At 37.8% G+C, this 16,259-nt stretch carries 17 protein-coding genes, 2 tRNA genes and 2 rRNA genes (1 of these 21 cut by a window edge); 13 read left to right on the top strand and 8 right to left on the bottom strand.

Annotated features, from left to right (window positions below; all coding sequences use genetic code 11):
- Positions 1 to 560 precede the first annotated feature (560 nt).
- Positions 561 to 1,277, bottom strand: a complete 717-nt coding sequence (locus KS242_RS01295) for a YebC/PmpR family DNA-binding transcriptional regulator (protein ID WP_217322667.1) — start codon at positions 1,275 to 1,277, stop codon at positions 561 to 563.
- Between the two features lie 182 nt (positions 1,278 to 1,459).
- Here KS242_RS01295 and KS242_RS01290 point away from each other — a divergent pair, with 182 nt between their 5' ends.
- A complete protein-coding gene (locus KS242_RS01290; protein ID WP_217322666.1) occupies positions 1,460 to 2,656 on the top strand; it encodes a cation:proton antiporter in 1,197 nt (398 codons plus the stop codon).
- Here the strand turns inward: KS242_RS01290 and KS242_RS01285 are convergent.
- Positions 2,651 to 2,863 carry a hypothetical protein gene (locus KS242_RS01285; protein ID WP_217322665.1) on the bottom strand — a complete coding sequence of 71 codons (213 nt, stop codon included), beginning with the start codon at positions 2,861 to 2,863 and terminating at the stop codon, positions 2,651 to 2,653. The two genes, KS242_RS01290 and KS242_RS01285, sit on opposite strands and share 6 nt — an antisense overlap.
- 136 nt (positions 2,864 to 2,999) lie before the next feature.
- Here KS242_RS01285 and KS242_RS01280 point away from each other — a divergent pair, with 136 nt between their 5' ends.
- The 3 genes from KS242_RS01280 to KS242_RS01270 are packed head-to-tail and all read left to right on the top strand — an operon-like array spanning position 3,000 to position 6,309.
- Positions 3,000 to 3,347, top strand: a complete 348-nt coding sequence (locus KS242_RS01280) for an ArsR/SmtB family transcription factor (protein WP_217322664.1) — start codon at positions 3,000 to 3,002, stop codon at positions 3,345 to 3,347.
- 13 nt (positions 3,348 to 3,360) lie between these two features.
- Positions 3,361 to 4,659 (top strand): arsenic transporter, encoded by a 1,299-nt coding sequence (locus tag KS242_RS01275; RefSeq protein WP_217322663.1) that lies wholly within the window; start codon positions 3,361 to 3,363, stop codon positions 4,657 to 4,659.
- Positions 4,660 to 4,671: 12 nt separating this feature from the next.
- Positions 4,672 to 6,309 carry an FAD-dependent oxidoreductase gene (locus KS242_RS01270; RefSeq protein WP_217322662.1) on the top strand — a complete coding sequence of 546 codons (1,638 nt, stop codon included), beginning with the start codon at positions 4,672 to 4,674 and terminating at the stop codon, positions 6,307 to 6,309.
- A gap of 748 nt (positions 6,310 to 7,057) precedes the next feature.
- Here the strand turns inward: KS242_RS01270 and KS242_RS01265 are convergent.
- Positions 7,058 to 8,296, bottom strand: a complete 1,239-nt coding sequence (locus KS242_RS01265; RefSeq protein ID WP_217322661.1) for a hypothetical protein — start codon at positions 8,294 to 8,296, stop codon at positions 7,058 to 7,060.
- Between the two features lie 320 nt (positions 8,297 to 8,616).
- Between KS242_RS01265 and KS242_RS01260 the strand changes: the two genes are divergently transcribed.
- Positions 8,617 to 9,309 carry an AbiTii domain-containing protein gene (locus KS242_RS01260; protein WP_217322660.1) on the top strand — a complete coding sequence of 231 codons (693 nt, stop codon included), beginning with the start codon at positions 8,617 to 8,619 and terminating at the stop codon, positions 9,307 to 9,309.
- 320 nt (positions 9,310 to 9,629) lie between these two features.
- On the opposite strand, the gene KS242_RS01255 is transcribed toward KS242_RS01260, so the two are convergent.
- Positions 9,630 to 10,232, bottom strand: coding sequence for a hypothetical protein (locus tag KS242_RS01255; RefSeq protein WP_217322659.1), 603 nt, complete (start codon positions 10,230 to 10,232; stop codon positions 9,630 to 9,632).
- A gap of 168 nt (positions 10,233 to 10,400) precedes the next feature.
- Here KS242_RS01255 and KS242_RS01250 point away from each other — a divergent pair, with 168 nt between their 5' ends.
- From KS242_RS01250 to KS242_RS01215, 8 genes are all read left to right on the top strand, one after another.
- Positions 10,401 to 10,748: a hypothetical protein gene (locus KS242_RS01250; RefSeq protein WP_217322658.1), complete on the top strand. Its 348-nt coding sequence runs from the start codon at positions 10,401 to 10,403 to the stop codon at positions 10,746 to 10,748.
- Between the two features lie 95 nt (positions 10,749 to 10,843).
- Positions 10,844 to 12,145 (top strand): helicase HerA domain-containing protein, encoded by a 1,302-nt coding sequence (locus KS242_RS01245; RefSeq protein WP_217322657.1) that lies wholly within the window; start codon positions 10,844 to 10,846, stop codon positions 12,143 to 12,145.
- Between the two features lie 228 nt (positions 12,146 to 12,373).
- Positions 12,374 to 12,865: a hypothetical protein gene (locus tag KS242_RS01240; protein ID WP_217322656.1), complete on the top strand. Its 492-nt coding sequence runs from the start codon at positions 12,374 to 12,376 to the stop codon at positions 12,863 to 12,865.
- A complete protein-coding gene (locus KS242_RS01235; RefSeq protein ID WP_095233735.1) occupies positions 12,852 to 13,046 on the top strand; it encodes a hypothetical protein in 195 nt (64 codons plus the stop codon). Before KS242_RS01240 ends, KS242_RS01235 begins: the two co-directional genes overlap by 14 nt.
- Entirely contained in the window at positions 13,043 to 13,546 is a 504-nt protein-coding gene (locus KS242_RS01230; RefSeq protein ID WP_217322655.1) for a replication initiation factor domain-containing protein, read from the top strand. The genes KS242_RS01235 and KS242_RS01230 overlap by 4 nt, the downstream gene beginning before the upstream one ends.
- The gene (locus tag KS242_RS01225) at positions 13,536 to 13,757 is read left to right on the top strand and encodes a hypothetical protein (RefSeq protein ID WP_217322654.1); all 222 of its coding nucleotides are present in this window, start codon (positions 13,536 to 13,538) and stop codon (positions 13,755 to 13,757) included. The genes KS242_RS01230 and KS242_RS01225 overlap by 11 nt, the downstream gene beginning before the upstream one ends.
- Positions 13,754 to 14,044, top strand: a complete 291-nt coding sequence (locus KS242_RS01220; protein ID WP_217322653.1) for a hypothetical protein — start codon at positions 13,754 to 13,756, stop codon at positions 14,042 to 14,044. The genes KS242_RS01225 and KS242_RS01220 overlap by 4 nt, the downstream gene beginning before the upstream one ends.
- An 82-nt stretch (positions 14,045 to 14,126) precedes the next feature.
- A complete protein-coding gene (locus tag KS242_RS01215; RefSeq protein ID WP_217322652.1) occupies positions 14,127 to 15,197 on the top strand; it encodes a tyrosine-type recombinase/integrase in 1,071 nt (356 codons plus the stop codon).
- A gap of 149 nt (positions 15,198 to 15,346) precedes the next feature.
- On the opposite strand, the gene KS242_RS01210 is transcribed toward KS242_RS01215, so the two are convergent.
- From KS242_RS01210 to KS242_RS01195, 4 genes are all read right to left on the bottom strand, one after another.
- A tRNA-Thr gene (locus tag KS242_RS01210) sits at positions 15,347 to 15,419 on the bottom strand.
- Positions 15,420 to 15,422: 3 nt separating this feature from the next.
- Positions 15,423 to 15,497: transfer RNA gene (locus KS242_RS01205), tRNA-Asn, on the bottom strand.
- 28 nt (positions 15,498 to 15,525) lie between these two features.
- Positions 15,526 to 15,638: ribosomal RNA gene (gene rrf / locus KS242_RS01200) — 5S ribosomal RNA — on the bottom strand.
- Between the two features lie 252 nt (positions 15,639 to 15,890).
- Positions 15,891 to 16,259, bottom strand: a 23S ribosomal RNA gene (locus KS242_RS01195) (it continues 2,556 nt past the right edge of the window).

Here is a 16,259-nt window from a genome sequence, read left to right as displayed (position 1 = left end):
TCACTCGCTCCCTTTTTAATTGATTGCTTCCCGACAGAAACCAATCACACCTCCATTCCTCGAAATGACAGATTGTGTAAAATCGCTCAGATGTTATAAACTAGCTTACGAGAATATGTCGGTTTCGGGAAGAGAAGGCGGGAAAATGAGGAGCATATACATAGAAACCCAGATATCCTGCGTGATAATAGTAATAATTTTCAGTTAATTGGGTGTGAGGCGTCCTAAAGATCCAAGAATAGAAACTATAGTAACCGGAAGATAGTCCTTGAACATAGATGAGCAGCTTGCAAAGTAGTGAAGATTATCTTCCTCAACTTGCGCATATTTACTGCCTTTGTCTTCCCATAATCGAACGATATGAATAGCATACCGCTAAATTATGGGAATGTTCCTTTACTAGGATACGAACGGAGCCTATTACACTATTTTTTCTGCAGAAAATAGCCTAAAACCAACTTATTACCTAAACATCATACATTGGATTTAAAGAAACAGGATAGAAGTCCTGTAAACGAAAAAAGCTTAGAGCCTCTGTATGGCTCTAAGCTTTTTTCCTGTTAACCTAAATCGACATTATGATAAACCTGCTGCACATCCTCAAGATCCTCAAGGGCATCGATTAGTTTCTCAAACTGCTCCTGTGTTTCCGCATCTAGTGTGACATCATTTTGTGCCAGCATGGAAAGCTCTGCAACTGTGAACGCTTCGATGCCAGCTCCTTTGAGCGCTTCCTGTACGGCGTGGAATTGGTCTGGCTCTGCGTAAATGATAACTGCTTCGTCTTCTTCAAGAATATCACGCGCATCCACGTCAGCTTCCATTAGAATTTCCAGTACCTCATCTGATGATTTACCTTCAATTCCGATAACAGCTGTAGCATCAAACATGTAAGCAACGGAGCCGCTGACACCCATGTTACCGCCGTTTTTACCAAACGCAGCACGAACCTCTGGCGCTGTACGGTTTACATTGTTTGTCAGTGCATCGACAATAATCATAGAGCCGTTCGGACCGAAACCTTCATAACGCATATCGTCGTAGTTTTCTTCGCCGCCGCCTTTTGCTTTCTCGATTGCACGTTCGATAATTGCTTTTGGCACGTTATACGTTTTTGCACGCTCTAATACAAATTTCAGCGCTTGGTTCGCCTCCGGATCTGGTTCGCCTTGTTTGGCTGCCACATAGATCTCACGGCCGAACTTGGCATAAATTCTACTCGTGTTGGCATCCTTTGAAGCTTTTTTCTCTTTGATATTGTTCCATTTACGTCCCATTGATGAACACTCTCTTTCAATCTATTTTAAAACTGTTTGTGAAATGATAATTGCTTATACCATTATAACGCAAAATACAGTGTACTAAAACTAGGGGCGCCTGACATGAATGGTTAACATAGTCGTTTTCCGGTTATGTAATAAGGTGAAGCAATACAAGAAGTATAGAAAGGCGGCTGGCCATGACACCAGATCATTTAATCATTTTCCTTGCAATAGGCTACATCTTCTTTTCACTGGATAAAAAACAGCAGAAGCTGCCTGTGCCGCTGCTTTTAGTTGTAACAGGAGTTATTTTATCCTTCATTCCTTATTTTTCAGATGTAACCATCAGCCGAGAACTAATTTACAAAGGCTTCCTGCCAGCACTTTTATTCATCTCGGCATATCGGTATTCATTTAAATCAGTAAAGAAATTCGGTCCTTTTTTTGGCCTCTTGAGCACTTTAGGATTATTTATCACAGCCTTGCTGCTCGGATTGGCTGTCTGGGGCATTGGCTCATTATTTACCACAATCTCTTTGATCGGCGCACTAGTTATCGCCTCTATACTCACACCTACAGATCCTGTATCCGTAGAATCTGTTTTGGAGGAGTCAGATATTAATAAAAAGTACACAGCCAATCTTGAAGGCGAATCTATGATTAATGATGGCACAAGCGTTGTCATCTTTACAATCGTCTCTAGCATGTATACAGCAGGAAAGTCCTTTTCTTTCATGCATCTATCGAAGGAATTTCTTACTGTATCCTTAGGCGGTATCTTAATCGGTCTCGTGTTAGGCTGGCTGTTATCGAAGAATATTCATATCTTACAAAACCATACGTATCAGGTTATGGTAAGTATCATCGTTGCTTACGGAAGCTTTTATTTGGCTGAGGTCTTCGGTTTTTCCGGAGTATTAGCGACTGTAACAAGCGGTATTATGTTTTCTTATGAGCTGCAGAAGACAGATGATGAAGAACAAAGCCGACACATTCAAGGTGGCTTCTGGAGCATTATTGAGCCAACCATTCTCTCTTTGGTATTTATTGTACTTGGTATTGTGTCCATGCAATATATCCAATGGAAGCATTTTGGCTTATTCCTGCTAATCTTCTTACTATCCATAGCAGTAAGATTTGTTGTATTAGTATTAATTGCTTTACCAAAACAGAAATGGCGCAAGCTGGTCTACTGGAAAGGAGCGACTATCCTAACATTTGCAGGAGTAAGAGGAACGATGAGCATCGTACTATTGTTAACGCTGCAAGCAAAGCTGTCATCTGATCACTATATATTGTCTCTATCATTCGGTGCTGTACTTCTATCACTTGTCGTGCAGACTATCATTATCTATCCGCTATCTCTCATTCTTAAAAAGTCGGGATCCTCATAAGGATTCCGACTTCTTGCTGAACTGCGTATATGCTGTTTCAAAAGCTTGATAGGTATCAGGTCCAAGTTTGTTCTTATCTTGGTCAAACAATCGAGTAAAAACAATCTCACGGGCTTCAGCTCTGCTGCATTGCCTGGCGTTCATTACTAGTTCTAAATAAGACAGAAAATATGCCGTACTCAGCTTGCCGCCTTTATTTAAAATCACGTGATCGCCTCCTCTACTTTTCCTTTTTTCTCGTCTTTACCCATTCTTCGTGTTTATCTTTCCTGTATTTTAATATATAACAATTGCTTTATATAACAATATGCTTATATACTGACAGAGAAAGGAGGTATTACATATGGTAACTGCAAAACCTTTGTCTATGGAAACACTATCAGAAACCCTGAAGATTCTCCATGACCCGACACGACTGCTATTATTAAAACTGCTTACGGAGAAGGAATACTGTGTGTGTGAACTTGTGGAGATGTTTGACATTAGCCAGCCTGCTGTGAGCCAGCATTTGCGCAAGTACCGGAAAGCTGGCCTTGTTATCGAAGAAAAGCGCGGACAATGGCGCTATTATCGATTTGATCCATCCTGCCCGCAACACGCTCTCGTAAAAAATGTCCTGGCGCAGCTGGACTCGCAAGATGAACAACTACTACAACTTCGGCACAAAGCAGAAGCAATTACTTGCAGTTAGGAGCAATACACAAATGATAACAACTGTTTTAGCGTGCCTTATTTTTTTCATTACCCTTGTACTCATAATCTGGCAGCCGAAAAACCTGAATATCGGCTATAGTGCTTGCGCTGGTGCTATGCTTGCTTTGCTACTCGGTGTCGTTGATTTTAGTGATGTATGGGAAGTAACAACAATTGTCTGGAATGCAACTTTAGCCTTTGTAGCAATCATCCTTATCTCGCTTATTCTGGACGCCATTGGTTTCTTCGAATGGGCTGCCTTACATATGGCTGCAGCAGCCAAAGGAAACGGCACGAAGATGTTCGTTTATGTCTGTCTGCTCGGTGCCGCGGTTGCTGCTTTCTTCGCCAATGACGGAGCGGCATTAATTTTAACACCAATTGTATTAGCAATGGTTCGGGCGCTGCGCCTTGATGAAGCGCTTGTCTTTCCCTTCATCATAGCGAGTGGATTTATTGCAGATACTACATCCTTACCGCTTGTTGTAAGTAATTTGGTGAACATCGTATCTGCCGACTTTTTTGATATTACGTTCCTGGAGTATGCCTCCCGAATGATAGTACCGAATTTCATCTCGCTTGGTGCGAGTATCCTTGTGCTTTATTTGTTTTTCCGGAAACGTATACCAGCTGCCTATGATGTATCGGCAGTAAGAGACCCAGGATCAGCAATTAAAGATAAGCAATTGTTCAAGCTATCTTGGTACGTATTAGCGTTGTTGCTAATTGGTTATCTTGTCTGTGAATTCATCCATATTCCAGTATCCTTTGTAGCTGGAGCTATTGCGATTGTCTTCCTGCTTATTGCACGCCGCAGTCCAGCAGTGCAAACAAAAACGGTAGTCAAAGGAGCACCGTGGAATATCGTATTCTTTTCAATTGGTATGTATGTTGTCGTATATGGCTTACGTAATGCAGGTCTGACAGACGTACTAGCAGATAGCATTCAATATGTCGCTGATGAAGGGCTGTTTATTGGAACACTCGGCATGGGCTTTATTGCAGCTATGCTTTCTTCTGTTATGAACAACATGCCAACCGTTATGATAGACGCAATCGCTATCTCGCAAACAAATACGACTGGTGTGCTGAAAGAAGCTCTTATATACGCGAATGTAATTGGATCCGATTTAGGACCGAAAATCACACCAATAGGCTCTTTGGCTACGTTGCTTTGGCTGCATGTCCTTTCACAGAAAGACGTCAAAATTTCATGGGGCACCTATTTTAAGACAGGTATAATTTTAACTATTCCTACCTTGTTCTTAACTTTAACAGGATTATATATTTGGTTACGCATTATCCACTAAAGGAGAGATATGATGAAAATACGCATTATCGGATCTGTGGCTGCCGGAACTTCTGTCGCAGCAAAAGCACGACGCAACAATGAAGACGCAGACATTTGTATCTACGACCGAGATTATGACATATCCTACAGTGTTTGCGGCATTCCTTATTTTATTGGAGAGGAAGTCGAGGATTTAGAAACGCTCAATCCGCGTGATGCTGCCTTCTTTAAGAAGCGCTATAATGTCTCTATCCAAACTAGACATGAAGTAGTTTCTATTAATCATGACAGCAAGACGTTGACAATTAAGAACTTACATACTGGAGAGACAATGACAGACACATATGATGTGCTGGTATTTGCTACTGGCGCCACACCGCTCACACCTGTTATCGACGGAACAGAGCTTGAGCACGTCTTCCACGTGCGCACTATCCAGCATGCAAGCGCTATTGATACATTTATTGACTCCAGAAAGCCCAAAACAGCCACTATCATAGGTGCTGGTTACATCGGATTGGAGATGGCCGAACAGCTCACGCACCTCGGTGTAGAAGTGAACCTGATCCAGCGCAGCAATCAAGTTATGAAGCATTTGGATAAAGATATAGCTGACCAAATTGCAGATACACTGCAAGCACATGGTGTAAAGCTGCTGCTTGAACAAGAAGCAGTGCGTATTACCAAGTCAGACGTTGTGACTTCTAAAGGAGAAACAATTGCTTCTGATATTGTCTTCCTAGCGGTTGGCGTAAAACCAAATACAGCTTTAGCCGAATCAATTGGTGTAGAGATTGGTGACACAGGTGCAATTGCAGTAAACGAGAAAATGCAGACGAACTTGCCAGATGTGTATGCAGTGGGCGACGTTGCCGAGAGCTTCTCGGTTATAACAGGAAAGCCCATCTATCGTCCCTTAGGTTCCACAGCCAATAAAATGGGCCGCATCGCAGGGGATGTCATAACCGGCGGGACTTCTGCCCACCGCGGCATATTAGGCACTGGTATTGTCCGTGTATTTGAGCTAGCCATCGGGCAAACAGGTATGAATGAAAGAGAAGCTCTGAGCTATGGCTACGATATTGAGACACTGCACAATATTAAACCTGCACGCGCTCCTTACTTGGGCGGGAAAGAACTGACTATCAAAGCAATTGCCGATCGAGCTACTGGGCGTCTGCTCGGGGTTCAAGCAATCGGAGGAGAAGGCGTAGATAAACGCATCGATGTATTTGTAACAGCTATGACCTTTGGTGCAAAAGCAGAAGATCTGTTTCATCTGGACCTAGCCTATGCACCACCATTCAGCACAACAAAGGATCCTGTCATGTACACTGGCATGGCATTGGATAACGCCATCAAAAAGCAAAACAAACTGCTAACACCAAAGCAGCTGCAGGAAAGGCTCAAAAAAGGTGAACAGTTCCAAGTCATTGATACCCGAGCAAAAATGCAATACGATACATCACATGTAACTAGTGCCATCAATATCCCGCTAGCAGAGCTTCGGGAAAAAGCAAAACAACTCGACCCCTCAAAACCAACCCTTTGCTACTGCAACAGCGGCGTAACGGGAAACGCAGCACAGAACGTTCTGCGCAATATGGGATTTGAAGAAGTATATAATCTTTCTGGCGGGAATAAAAACTATCAGAAATACCGGAAGTAAGAATAGCCGCATACAAGCTGTATGCGGCTTTTTTAGTTCGCTCATTATGGTAACCGTAATTGCCCTCGTACTTACCCATAAGCAAAGTCACCATCCTCCTAAAGAACGTCAGATAAACTCCATTGACCGAGTAAAGACTTATATAAGCAACCATATCAAGTCAAACCACCCTAAGAACAACGGTATGTCAGTAAACTAAATAGATAGTTTGACTTTAATAGTTATCAAAAGGCCAGGTAAGACTCTTGGCCTTACTTAGTGGTGAAAAGGTAGTTATTAAACAACGAGAGTTACCATAGTATATAGCATGAGAAGAAAAGGTTAATTACATATTGAACAATAAGAAAACGACAAAGAAATTGCAGTATTCAAATAGGCATCAAAAAACCCTAGAGTTTTATACTCTAGGGTTTCGTGTTAAGCTTCCTAGCGGACTTGAACCGCTGACCCCCACCTTACCATGGAAATACCGAGAAGATATAAATGTTATATGCAGCTATATCCTAAGAAAATCACTATCCTTTTAAGTATTTACTGAACATAAACATCATATAGAATAACAAAATCGTCACTATTTCGTCATTGAAAATAAGTAGGAGAACAGTCACATACAATCTATTGATAAATTTAGTTAGAATTATTTTCGTTCATAAACCTTCTTTCATTATTGAACCTAAGTAATAAAGCGACCAAAAAAGTATGGTCGCTTTATTTTTTAGTATCCACTTTTTTAATGAAGGTTTACCTTTTATTTTAAGTTATCGGTTATCTTATAAAGAAATTTTATTAATACTGCTTGCACTTGTTGTAATAGTTCTAAAGCTTCTTCAATTGATTTAATATTGTATTCTTCTCTTATAAATACTTCTAATTCACTACCGCGCTGTTCAAATTTTGTTATAACCTCATCCAATTCACGAGCATGCCTTTCACTTTTCGCTGAAAACAAAAGACCAACAAATAACAAACCCATAATTAGAGCCAAAAATGATTCAATCATGGATACTGATTGCGCAAAAGTATTAGCAGGTTTCATTTCATCTACTGCATTAAAGATTAAATTATTAAAGCTATAATAAAAGAAAGTAAACAATGAAGGTGCTTCACTTACTCTAAATGCATTAATGTCAATTTTATAAATTGCCATATTTATTAATGTAAAAGAAAGCGTAGTAAGAATTAGTAAGAATACAGTAGTAATTGCAAAAAAAGCATAATTTAATTTACTTTCTTGATAAATCTTTAATTTTCTTGCCATAAAAAGAAAGAGTCTGTTATACATTACTGTATTCTGTAAATTACCAACCCATGTTTTTAATTGCTGTTCATTAAGCTGATCATAAGGTAATTCTTTTAGACTTTCATCTAAAGTAATATTCTTTAATACATTCTCATTAAAGGGTTTAGATAGAAAACTAATATAGAACCTATTGACCTTAGATGTTTTAAATATCATTATATATCTATTTAGCACGATAAGAATTAGTGCAACTAAGATTACAAAAGTAGAACTATAAAGAATGTAGATATTAGAGGCATTAAATATAATAACAGTAGAAAGTATAAAAATAGCCAAAAAAATAATTGCGTATTTAATTGATACAATAAAAGCTATAACAGAATTGATAACAGCAACAGCAAGAACCCAACTTTTTTGTTTAAAAATAAAATAAGGAACCTTCCAGAATACAACGATAAACGGAAATAATAGGATATAGATTGTCCAAAGGAGAACAACCCTCCTTCTTACTATCGCTAACACAAGAGCAAATAAAGAAATACCAATGACAAATTTATAGTTCAGTATATTTACATATTCGGGTAAGAACTTATTGAACAAATAAACATCTATATCAAAAAAGAATAATTTTAAGATTATGAAACACCAGAATAAAATCGAAAACCCTTTCACGAATTTATTTATAACAGGAATTTTTGGTGGTTCTTTCACAGACGCATCTTCGGTAAGCAAGGGTATATTAGACATTCACATTCTGAACTCCCTCTGATTGATATATATAACCTAATTGTAAAACTATATAACTGAAGATGTCTATATAATAGTAGTCAAATTATTAAAAAAATACTATTAAAAACAACTAGTTGACTCCTATGGAATCATATACGCTATTAAAATGGATAAGTAAGTGCTCTAGTGATAATATGGGAATATATAGAACTATTTAAGAACTATTTACTATATAACTAATGTACTAGTAGTAAAAAGATTTACGCTAATTATTTTTTGCACTTAGTAAAAGCTTATAACATGACTAAGTCTAAAGTTAACACATAGGGGGAATTTATATGGCAAGAAGTCAACTATTGAAAGATATAGTTAGCGGGAAAGAAAATATCGAAAATATTCTGCTACGATTAAAGGTTATTCTATCCGATCTAGATAGTAAACCTATAATTAATTGGGTAAACGGAGAATTGGAAGGTTTTAAGGGAGAACACGACATTCTTCCACAATACAGAATTTTAAAAGGTTCTCCTACCGGTACTTTTGTTGTAAACTATAATGTCCAATATACAGATTCTCCCGTGCCCCTAAGAACACTAATTCCAGATGACGAAACTTATGATAGTATTACTACTTTAGAAATGACTGATAGTCTTTCAGCAATTCAAAATATACTCAACGGTGAAAACCGAGATAATTATGCTAAAGTCATTAGTACCGATTTTTGTCATCATATCTCAAGAGGCGAACTACAAATTGCAAGGATGAGAATAAGGGTTGGATCGAATCAACTTGATGGGATTATTTCCAAAGTGAAATCTAAGCTCATAGATATCATTATGGAACTGGAGAATCAATTTGATAACTTGGATGAATTAGATATACAGGAACAAGTGGAAGAAGATACATCTAAAAAAGATAATGCAGTCTACAATATTGAAAATATTATTTATGACGGTTCGCTTAAAGTTGGAGATAAAAATAAAGTTGTAAAATCTAGACTTGGACACTTCTTTGGTGGTGGGAAAGATTGAATATTAAAATTGGGGATAAGAATAAAATTAAAAAATCCCATATTGGTCATCAGAACAATTCACCAAATCGCGGCAAGAAATCCTTTATTGAAAGACACCCAATCCTAATTTCGTTTATTATATCAATGATAACTGGATTTATTTTGCTTTTCTCATTTTGGGATAAGGTTGTAAATTGGATAGAAGGCTCTTTCTAGCTTTAGATAAGTATTCATAATTTATATCATTGGCTTTAAATAGCTTATTTTGCTGAACATTTGAGTAAATCTAATTCACTAAATATGCTGATATTAAAAAGCACAGAATAAAATCTGTGCTTTTTATTCTTTAATATCATAATAATAAAGGCTTTCTGGAGAACGATTTTCTGCTACTTCATCATAGTCTTTAATCATTTTATCAAATGTTTCTCTACTTTTTAATTCTAGTTCCATTATGGTTAGTTTCATTTTTAGATCTTCAGTTGAGTCCCCTTTTATCTCTTCATAGAATTCTTTTCGCTTGGTATCTTCGATAATCCCATTCAACTCTGCAAATAAATATTCGCTAACAACTTTAGGCATAGACTGTCCTTCAATCATGACAGTATTTTTTTCAAGTTGGCTTTGTAACAACTCTTTTATTCGTCGATCTTCTAACATCAGAATAATTCCTTCTCTATCATACCTCATCCCTTTTGTTGATCCTTCAATCTTTATAATAGAATCTCTTTCTTCCATATCCATAGGCGGTCTGTTATTTTTCTCTTTATACTTACGCTCAATGTAACTTTCTATATATCGACTCATGTTTTTATGAGTAGTTACGTGCTTCCTTTTATCTCGTTTACTTAATGTTTGAAGAACTCTTCTTGAATAATTATCTACTCCATATCCTGTAACTAAATCAAATAATTCCAAGACTTCTTCTGCTTTTATCATCATCTTAACTCCTCCTTTCTCAAAGAATATCACATAACCTTTTAAGTGTCCAAATTAATTTTACCCTTTTTAATCCCTAATATATGCTTCAAAATAGGGTTTGTGAATGATTTAAGAGTTCTTTCATTCACAAATCATATACAGTGTCTAAATAAAAGGAGGACGATACACATGAAAAAATTAAGACAGTTTAACAAGTTCGACGCTGAAGAATTCTTCAAGGATAAAGATATACGAGTTGTAGCTCAAGAGCCTTGGTATGAATATGCAGACAAGCAAAAGACGAAGCAGATTGGCACAAAGTATAAATGCGTTATTGCGACAGATAAAACATTATACGAAGGTAATGACGTAGAACCAGACCTCAATGCAGGTGAACAAATATTCGTTAAAGTACCCAAACCGCCTAAGAATTTCAAAAAATTCAGTAAGATACTATTCGTGAATCCGACAGCCTCCATATACGGAACATTCATGAGTGAACTAGCTGTTAAAGCTGATGACGTAGATATCCAATAATAAGCTAAGATACTTCAATACTCACCTTACGCATCAGTCATGGGTGTGACCGCCCCCAGATGGGGGCGGAATAACAATGTTAGGAAGTGATCTATATGAAAAGAACCTATAGAATGCAACGAGGTTTCATTTCATTTTCTATTGTCGGGATCTCTCTGATTTTATGGGTATTTTTTCATAAGCCATATCCATTACTTGTGGAAAAGATTAACCTAATTCAACTGCCACATGTTGAATCAAACATCTTCTTAACTCTAGCCGCTTTAATGTTATTTGGTTTATTTGTTTGTTGGTCAGTACGCAACAAACTATGGTTAGGTATGTTTTATTCGTTACAACATTATTCATTGGTAAAAAGAATTAGAAGGCACATTAAAGATGCTAGATTTGAAGATGAACGAGAGTTAGACCATCGATTTGTTATTCTTCCTAAGATTAATATTCTGTTTGACGATAATCGAACAAGGAAATCCGGAAAAGTATTTATTCGGAATTCGATTAAATTCGACAAAAAACTAGAAAGTATGCGTATTGATTCTGCTTTAAGCGGATATGTATGCGAACGTAATTACTTATCCAATGATCGAGACTACTATATCTTCGAGTTCTACTCAAATGAGCTAGAAAAACAATCTGAAATAAAAACAATAAACGATTTAATAGTATGGGCTAATAAGACAGGTAATGAATACGAGTTACGCTTAGATGAAAGGACTACTGTACCTTTTCATCATATGGGATTAGTCGGGCAAACAGGTTCAGGTAAGAGCTTTTTTATACAAATGTTATGTGAGCAGACCTTTTCTAAGCAAGTTCAGCATGAATTATTTATTGTCGACCCTAAACGCTCTGATGTTTATCAAATGGCAGAACGTATTGTTGGTAAACAAAGAACAGCCGACAAAACAAATGCAGTTGAGTTAATTAAGAATTTTCATCAAAGGATGACAGAAAGACAGAACGAGTTACAGAATTATTTTAGATTAAATCGCAACAAAACGTATAAAGAAGCTGGTCTTCCTGCTTTGATTTTGCTTATTGATGAATTCGGGGCATTAAGAGATTCTTGGAAAACCTTATCCAAAAAAGAGCGTGATGAAGTCGATAGCATACTAGCTGATGTGGCTTTTATGGGTCGTCAGCTTGGCTGCATACTTTGGATTGCGACTCAGCAGATGAACGCACAGACTATGCCCACAGCAATAAGAGAGCAACTAGTGTTAAAGATTGCTCTAGGTGATAGTGATGAACAAACCTACCGCACTTTGTTCGCTTCTAGTGTAAATATACCACCTGTCCGCTTTAGTGCTGGAAAGGGCATATTTAGTTATCCTAGTTTGGCAAATGTAGAAAATCCACGGCTATTAGTTGTACCTTATTGTAGCTTCTTGAAATGAATCACCTAGCTTTAATAAAGGAGCAGCGGCACAGAGAGCGGAGGGGACCCGCCGATCAAGGCGGGGAGGAGTCCGCTCCGTGCAGCTCTCCTTTGGGTAAGCTGGGGTGTTGGTAATCACCCCAGCTCCAGTCATGATTAAAAACCCTAGTAAAGTCTATTCCTATAGGCATTCATCTCAAGAAAATAATACTTAATGTATTCCCTACTATAAAGGAGAGACTAATACATGATTAAACCGGATATCGACCAGTTTACACTCGTCTTACAGTCAATAGATGTATTTTCTTTTGACGAGTGGCGTGAATGGGTAGCAACTAACCTAATAAACTCATTCTTAATAAAGTCTAAAATGCTTACACTATTCGATAACTTTGGGAAATCTGACGTAAAATTACCAGAAGGCTATACCGAAGGCTATTCATTCATTAATGCACCATTCTACTTTTGTATTGCTTATCACGAAGCATTTTCCAAGATGGGTGTAATTGTGAAATTTAGTGCATACGCATGGCATGAGTATCGAAAACGATACGAGGAATATTACAACGAACCAATCCATCTGCATACCTTCTTCAAGTTAATAGATTCAAATGAGTATACATTTAGGTTGTCTAGAATCGATATATGTTGTGATTTCTTCAATGAAGGCATTAACATCGCCAAACTAAAAAGATCAATTGAAGATGGAAGGACTGAACTACGATATGGGAAATATTAAAAAAAGCTACTTACAAAAAGTTATTGAAGATAATCAAAATAAACCATATAAGATCAACCATTCTAAGGTTTCAGACATATCGAAGAACTTTAACGCTCAAACATTATATATTGGAGCAAAAGGCAGAAATACAAAAGTCCATCTTCGCATTTACGATAAAAAAGAGGAACAGCTTTCATGAAGCACATGCGACATATTGCCAAGGTTGTAGACGATTGGACACGTGTTGAGGCAGAGTTTTCTGGTGAATATGCTCATCAGATAACAAATGCAATTAAGAAATGCAGTTCTGATGATGACCTTAAAAACATTATTATCAGTTCTCTAATTGACCGTTATATGTTTTTTTACGTAAATTCAAATCGACCTCATAAGATTACTAGGTTGATGCTTGAATTACTAGATTCAAAGAATTTTCTTTTCGAATCTCCCTCCCCACGCAACAACTTGTTAGAGCAATCAATTGAACATCTATATAAAGGGTCAGGTCTTCTTCCTACACTGTGGAAGGTTCAGCAAATATGGGAAGATGAGTCTGCACGAGAATTAATAGAATATCTATACGAACAATTCGAAAACTTTGAACCTAATGACGACCATATTAGCTGGTTAAACAAGTATAAGAACTACTATATTAATCAAGGTAAACCATGGGAGGAGAGCGATTCTTATGACGATTAATCGCAGCTTAAATGATCTAAAAGAATTAGAAGTACACCTGAAAAATATAGAAGGCTATATTTATTCACACCTAGGATTGTTAGATGATCGTACCTTATCTAATAAAGAAAACGAAACTCATAAAAAATGCAAAATTGAATTTGAATTGTTAAACGCTCGATTAACTGACATACGAATCGATTTAATACAGAGAAAGGAGAGATCTAAGTGATTGATACATCTCTTATTAATATTCAGATTGATAATGAAGCATTAGAACAGCACATTCTTAAACAGCTCGATGAAAAGATGCAGGAACTCGGAAACGATAAAATATTTTATAGTCTGGATGATTTGATGCAAGTCACATCATTCTCGAAAGGTCACATTATAAATACATTCTTCAACGACTCACGATTTAAACAAATAAGACGTAAAGTGGGTCGGAAGTGGGTATTCCCTGTTATTGAAACGAATGAGTTCCTAAAGACGTGGATTCGTGAACAACCGAATGATTAAAATTGAATGTTGGAGAACAGTTTGCTATCTTAAAACATGTATGTAACTGTTCTCCTTTAATTTGAAAGGATTGAAGGAAAATATGGCGATAGAGAAAATTAAAGAAAATGGGATTGTCGTAGCTTATCGTTCCAATGTCTACTATAAGGGTAAAAGATACATTGGAACACGCAGACGATTAAAGAGAGAAGCTGAGTTCGATGAATTAGAACAGAAAAGAGACTTACTAACCGGCAATCATTTAGTAGAATCTAGAAAGACTTTAGAGCACGGTTTTGATGATTATATTACACTGGTTGCCCCGAAGAGTTTAGGTACGAGCGCTTTACAGAATGCAGAATCCAACTTTAAGAAACACATTCAACCTGTGTTTGGATTTAGAGAAATGGCAAGTATTAAATCGATTGAGATACAAAAGTTTCTTGTTCAAAAAGAAAAAGAATTAGCTAATTCAACCATCATCAAATTGTACACCCTAATGAACCAAATCTACAAAATGATGATAAGGTGGGATGAATTAAAGACTAACCCTTTAGTCGGTGTTCAGAAGCCACAGCCTAATTATAAAGAAAAAAACACTTGGACAAAAGAAGAATGCCATAAGTTCCTATCTGTCGCACGTGAGTATCAGAGTTATATGGCATTTTGGCTTGCACTACAATTTGGCTTGCGTTTCTCAGAGATTCTTGGGCTCCAATGGAAAAATATTGATTTCTCTAATAAAGTTCTACATGTTCAACAAGCTTACCACGAAGATGAAAAGAAATTAGGAAGATTAAAAACAGATGCATCTCGACGCTCTATTCCTATATCAGATCAACAATTGGCATGTTTAAAGGAACACAAAGAGAATCAATCACCAAAATGTAATATTGTTGTCGCAAATTCATACGGTGACTATATGATGAAACGAAACATTCGGCGCTCAATGGATCGTATTTGTGAACGTGCAGAAGTCAAAAAGATTACATTTCATGAGTTAAGACATACACATGCCACCTTACTTCTAGAAATCAATGAGCACGTAAAAATTGTTCAGCAACGATTGGGACATGTAAAAGCTGAAACAACCATCAATATATATTCACATGTTCGACCACAAGTTCACAAAGATTCTGCTCAACGTTTCTCTAGTTTCTTTGATGAAAAATAAAACGACAATGCGAGTCAAACTCACATTGTCGTTTTGGAAAGATATCTCTTTATTAAGTTTTTATCGGCAATACTATAAAGACGTCACTGTTTCGTCACTGAAAACATACTGTTTAAAAGAGATAACCTATAAAACTGTTGCTGTAATTAAGCTTCCTAGCGGACTTGAACCGCTGACCCCCACCTTACCATGGTGGTGCTCTACCGACTGAGCTAAGGAAGCAAATGGCTCCACAGGCAGGATTCGAACCTGCGACCGATCGGTTAACAGCCGATAGCTCTACCACTGAGCTACTGTGGAACAATATAAATATGTATACAAAAAAATTGCCTGGCAGCGTCCTACTCTCACGGGGCGAACCCAACTACCATCGGCGCTGAAGAGCTTAACTACTGTGTTCGGCATGGGAACAGGTGTGACCTCTTCGCTATTACCACCAGACAATTCAAAGATTCAATTGAATGAACCCTCAAAACTAGATAAGAAACTTCATGCTTTTACATCTCATGCGCTGCCAAGCACCGAAGTGCTTGGTCTTTGGCGTTGACTTACTAAGTTCTAGCTGCGTTGAGCTAGATCCAGCTCCAAAGGCCAGAAACTCCAGTATAAGCAATAGCCCTTCAAGAGAAAATTCCCCTTTACGGCCTCTTGCTTATCCTTACGTTTCTAAACGGCCTTTTCCGCTTTTCGTTTTTAGTTAAGTCCTCGATCGATTAGTATTCGTCAGCTGCACGTGTCACCACGCTTCCACCTCGAACCTATCTACCTCATCGTCTCTGAGGGATCTTACTCATTTAAAATGATGGGAAGTCTCATCTTGAGGGGGGCTTCATGCTTAGATGCTTTCAGCACTTATCCCTTCCGCACGTAGCTACCCAGCTATGCTCCTGGCGGAACAACTGGTGCACCAGCGGTGCGTCCATCCCGGTCCTCTCGTACTAAGGACAGCTCCTCTCAAACTTCCAACGCCCACGACGGATAGGGACCGAACTGTCTCACGACGTTCTGAACCCAGCTCGCGTACCGCTTTAATGGGCGAACAGCCCAACCCTTGGGACCGAC

It is taken from the genome of Terribacillus sp. DMT04 (assembly GCF_019056395.1).
Lineage (GTDB): Bacteria > Bacillota > Bacilli > Bacillales > Amphibacillaceae > Terribacillus > Terribacillus aidingensis_A.
Note: the sequence above shows the minus strand (reverse complement) of the source record. Positions and strands in the feature narration are given on the sequence as shown.

What these genes read in the sequence shown, in the direction of transcription:
- KS242_RS01295 (WP_217322667.1), bottom strand. Translation starts at nt 1,277, where the DNA reads ATGGGACGTAAATGGAACAATATCAAAGAGAAAAAAGCTTCAAAGGAT.
- KS242_RS01290 (WP_217322666.1), top strand. Translation starts at nt 1,460, where the DNA reads ATGACACCAGATCATTTAATCATTTTCCTTGCAATAGGCTACATCTTC.
- KS242_RS01280 (WP_217322664.1), top strand. Translation starts at nt 3,000, where the DNA reads ATGGTAACTGCAAAACCTTTGTCTATGGAAACACTATCAGAAACCCTG.
- KS242_RS01275 (WP_217322663.1), top strand. Translation starts at nt 3,361, where the DNA reads ATGATAACAACTGTTTTAGCGTGCCTTATTTTTTTCATTACCCTTGTA.
- KS242_RS01270 (WP_217322662.1), top strand. Translation starts at nt 4,672, where the DNA reads ATGAAAATACGCATTATCGGATCTGTGGCTGCCGGAACTTCTGTCGCA.
- KS242_RS01265 (WP_217322661.1), bottom strand. Translation starts at nt 8,296, where the DNA reads ATGTCTAATATACCCTTGCTTACCGAAGATGCGTCTGTGAAAGAACCA.
- KS242_RS01260 (WP_217322660.1), top strand. Translation starts at nt 8,617, where the DNA reads ATGGCAAGAAGTCAACTATTGAAAGATATAGTTAGCGGGAAAGAAAAT.
- KS242_RS01255 (WP_217322659.1), bottom strand. Translation starts at nt 10,232, where the DNA reads ATGATGATAAAAGCAGAAGAAGTCTTGGAATTATTTGATTTAGTTACA.
- KS242_RS01250 (WP_217322658.1), top strand. Translation starts at nt 10,401, where the DNA reads ATGAAAAAATTAAGACAGTTTAACAAGTTCGACGCTGAAGAATTCTTC.
- KS242_RS01245 (WP_217322657.1), top strand. Translation starts at nt 10,844, where the DNA reads ATGAAAAGAACCTATAGAATGCAACGAGGTTTCATTTCATTTTCTATT.
- KS242_RS01240 (WP_217322656.1), top strand. Translation starts at nt 12,374, where the DNA reads ATGATTAAACCGGATATCGACCAGTTTACACTCGTCTTACAGTCAATA.
- KS242_RS01235 (WP_095233735.1), top strand. Translation starts at nt 12,852, where the DNA reads ATGGGAAATATTAAAAAAAGCTACTTACAAAAAGTTATTGAAGATAAT.
- KS242_RS01230 (WP_217322655.1), top strand. Translation starts at nt 13,043, where the DNA reads ATGAAGCACATGCGACATATTGCCAAGGTTGTAGACGATTGGACACGT.
- KS242_RS01225 (WP_217322654.1), top strand. Translation starts at nt 13,536, where the DNA reads ATGACGATTAATCGCAGCTTAAATGATCTAAAAGAATTAGAAGTACAC.
- KS242_RS01215 (WP_217322652.1), top strand. Translation starts at nt 14,127, where the DNA reads ATGGCGATAGAGAAAATTAAAGAAAATGGGATTGTCGTAGCTTATCGT.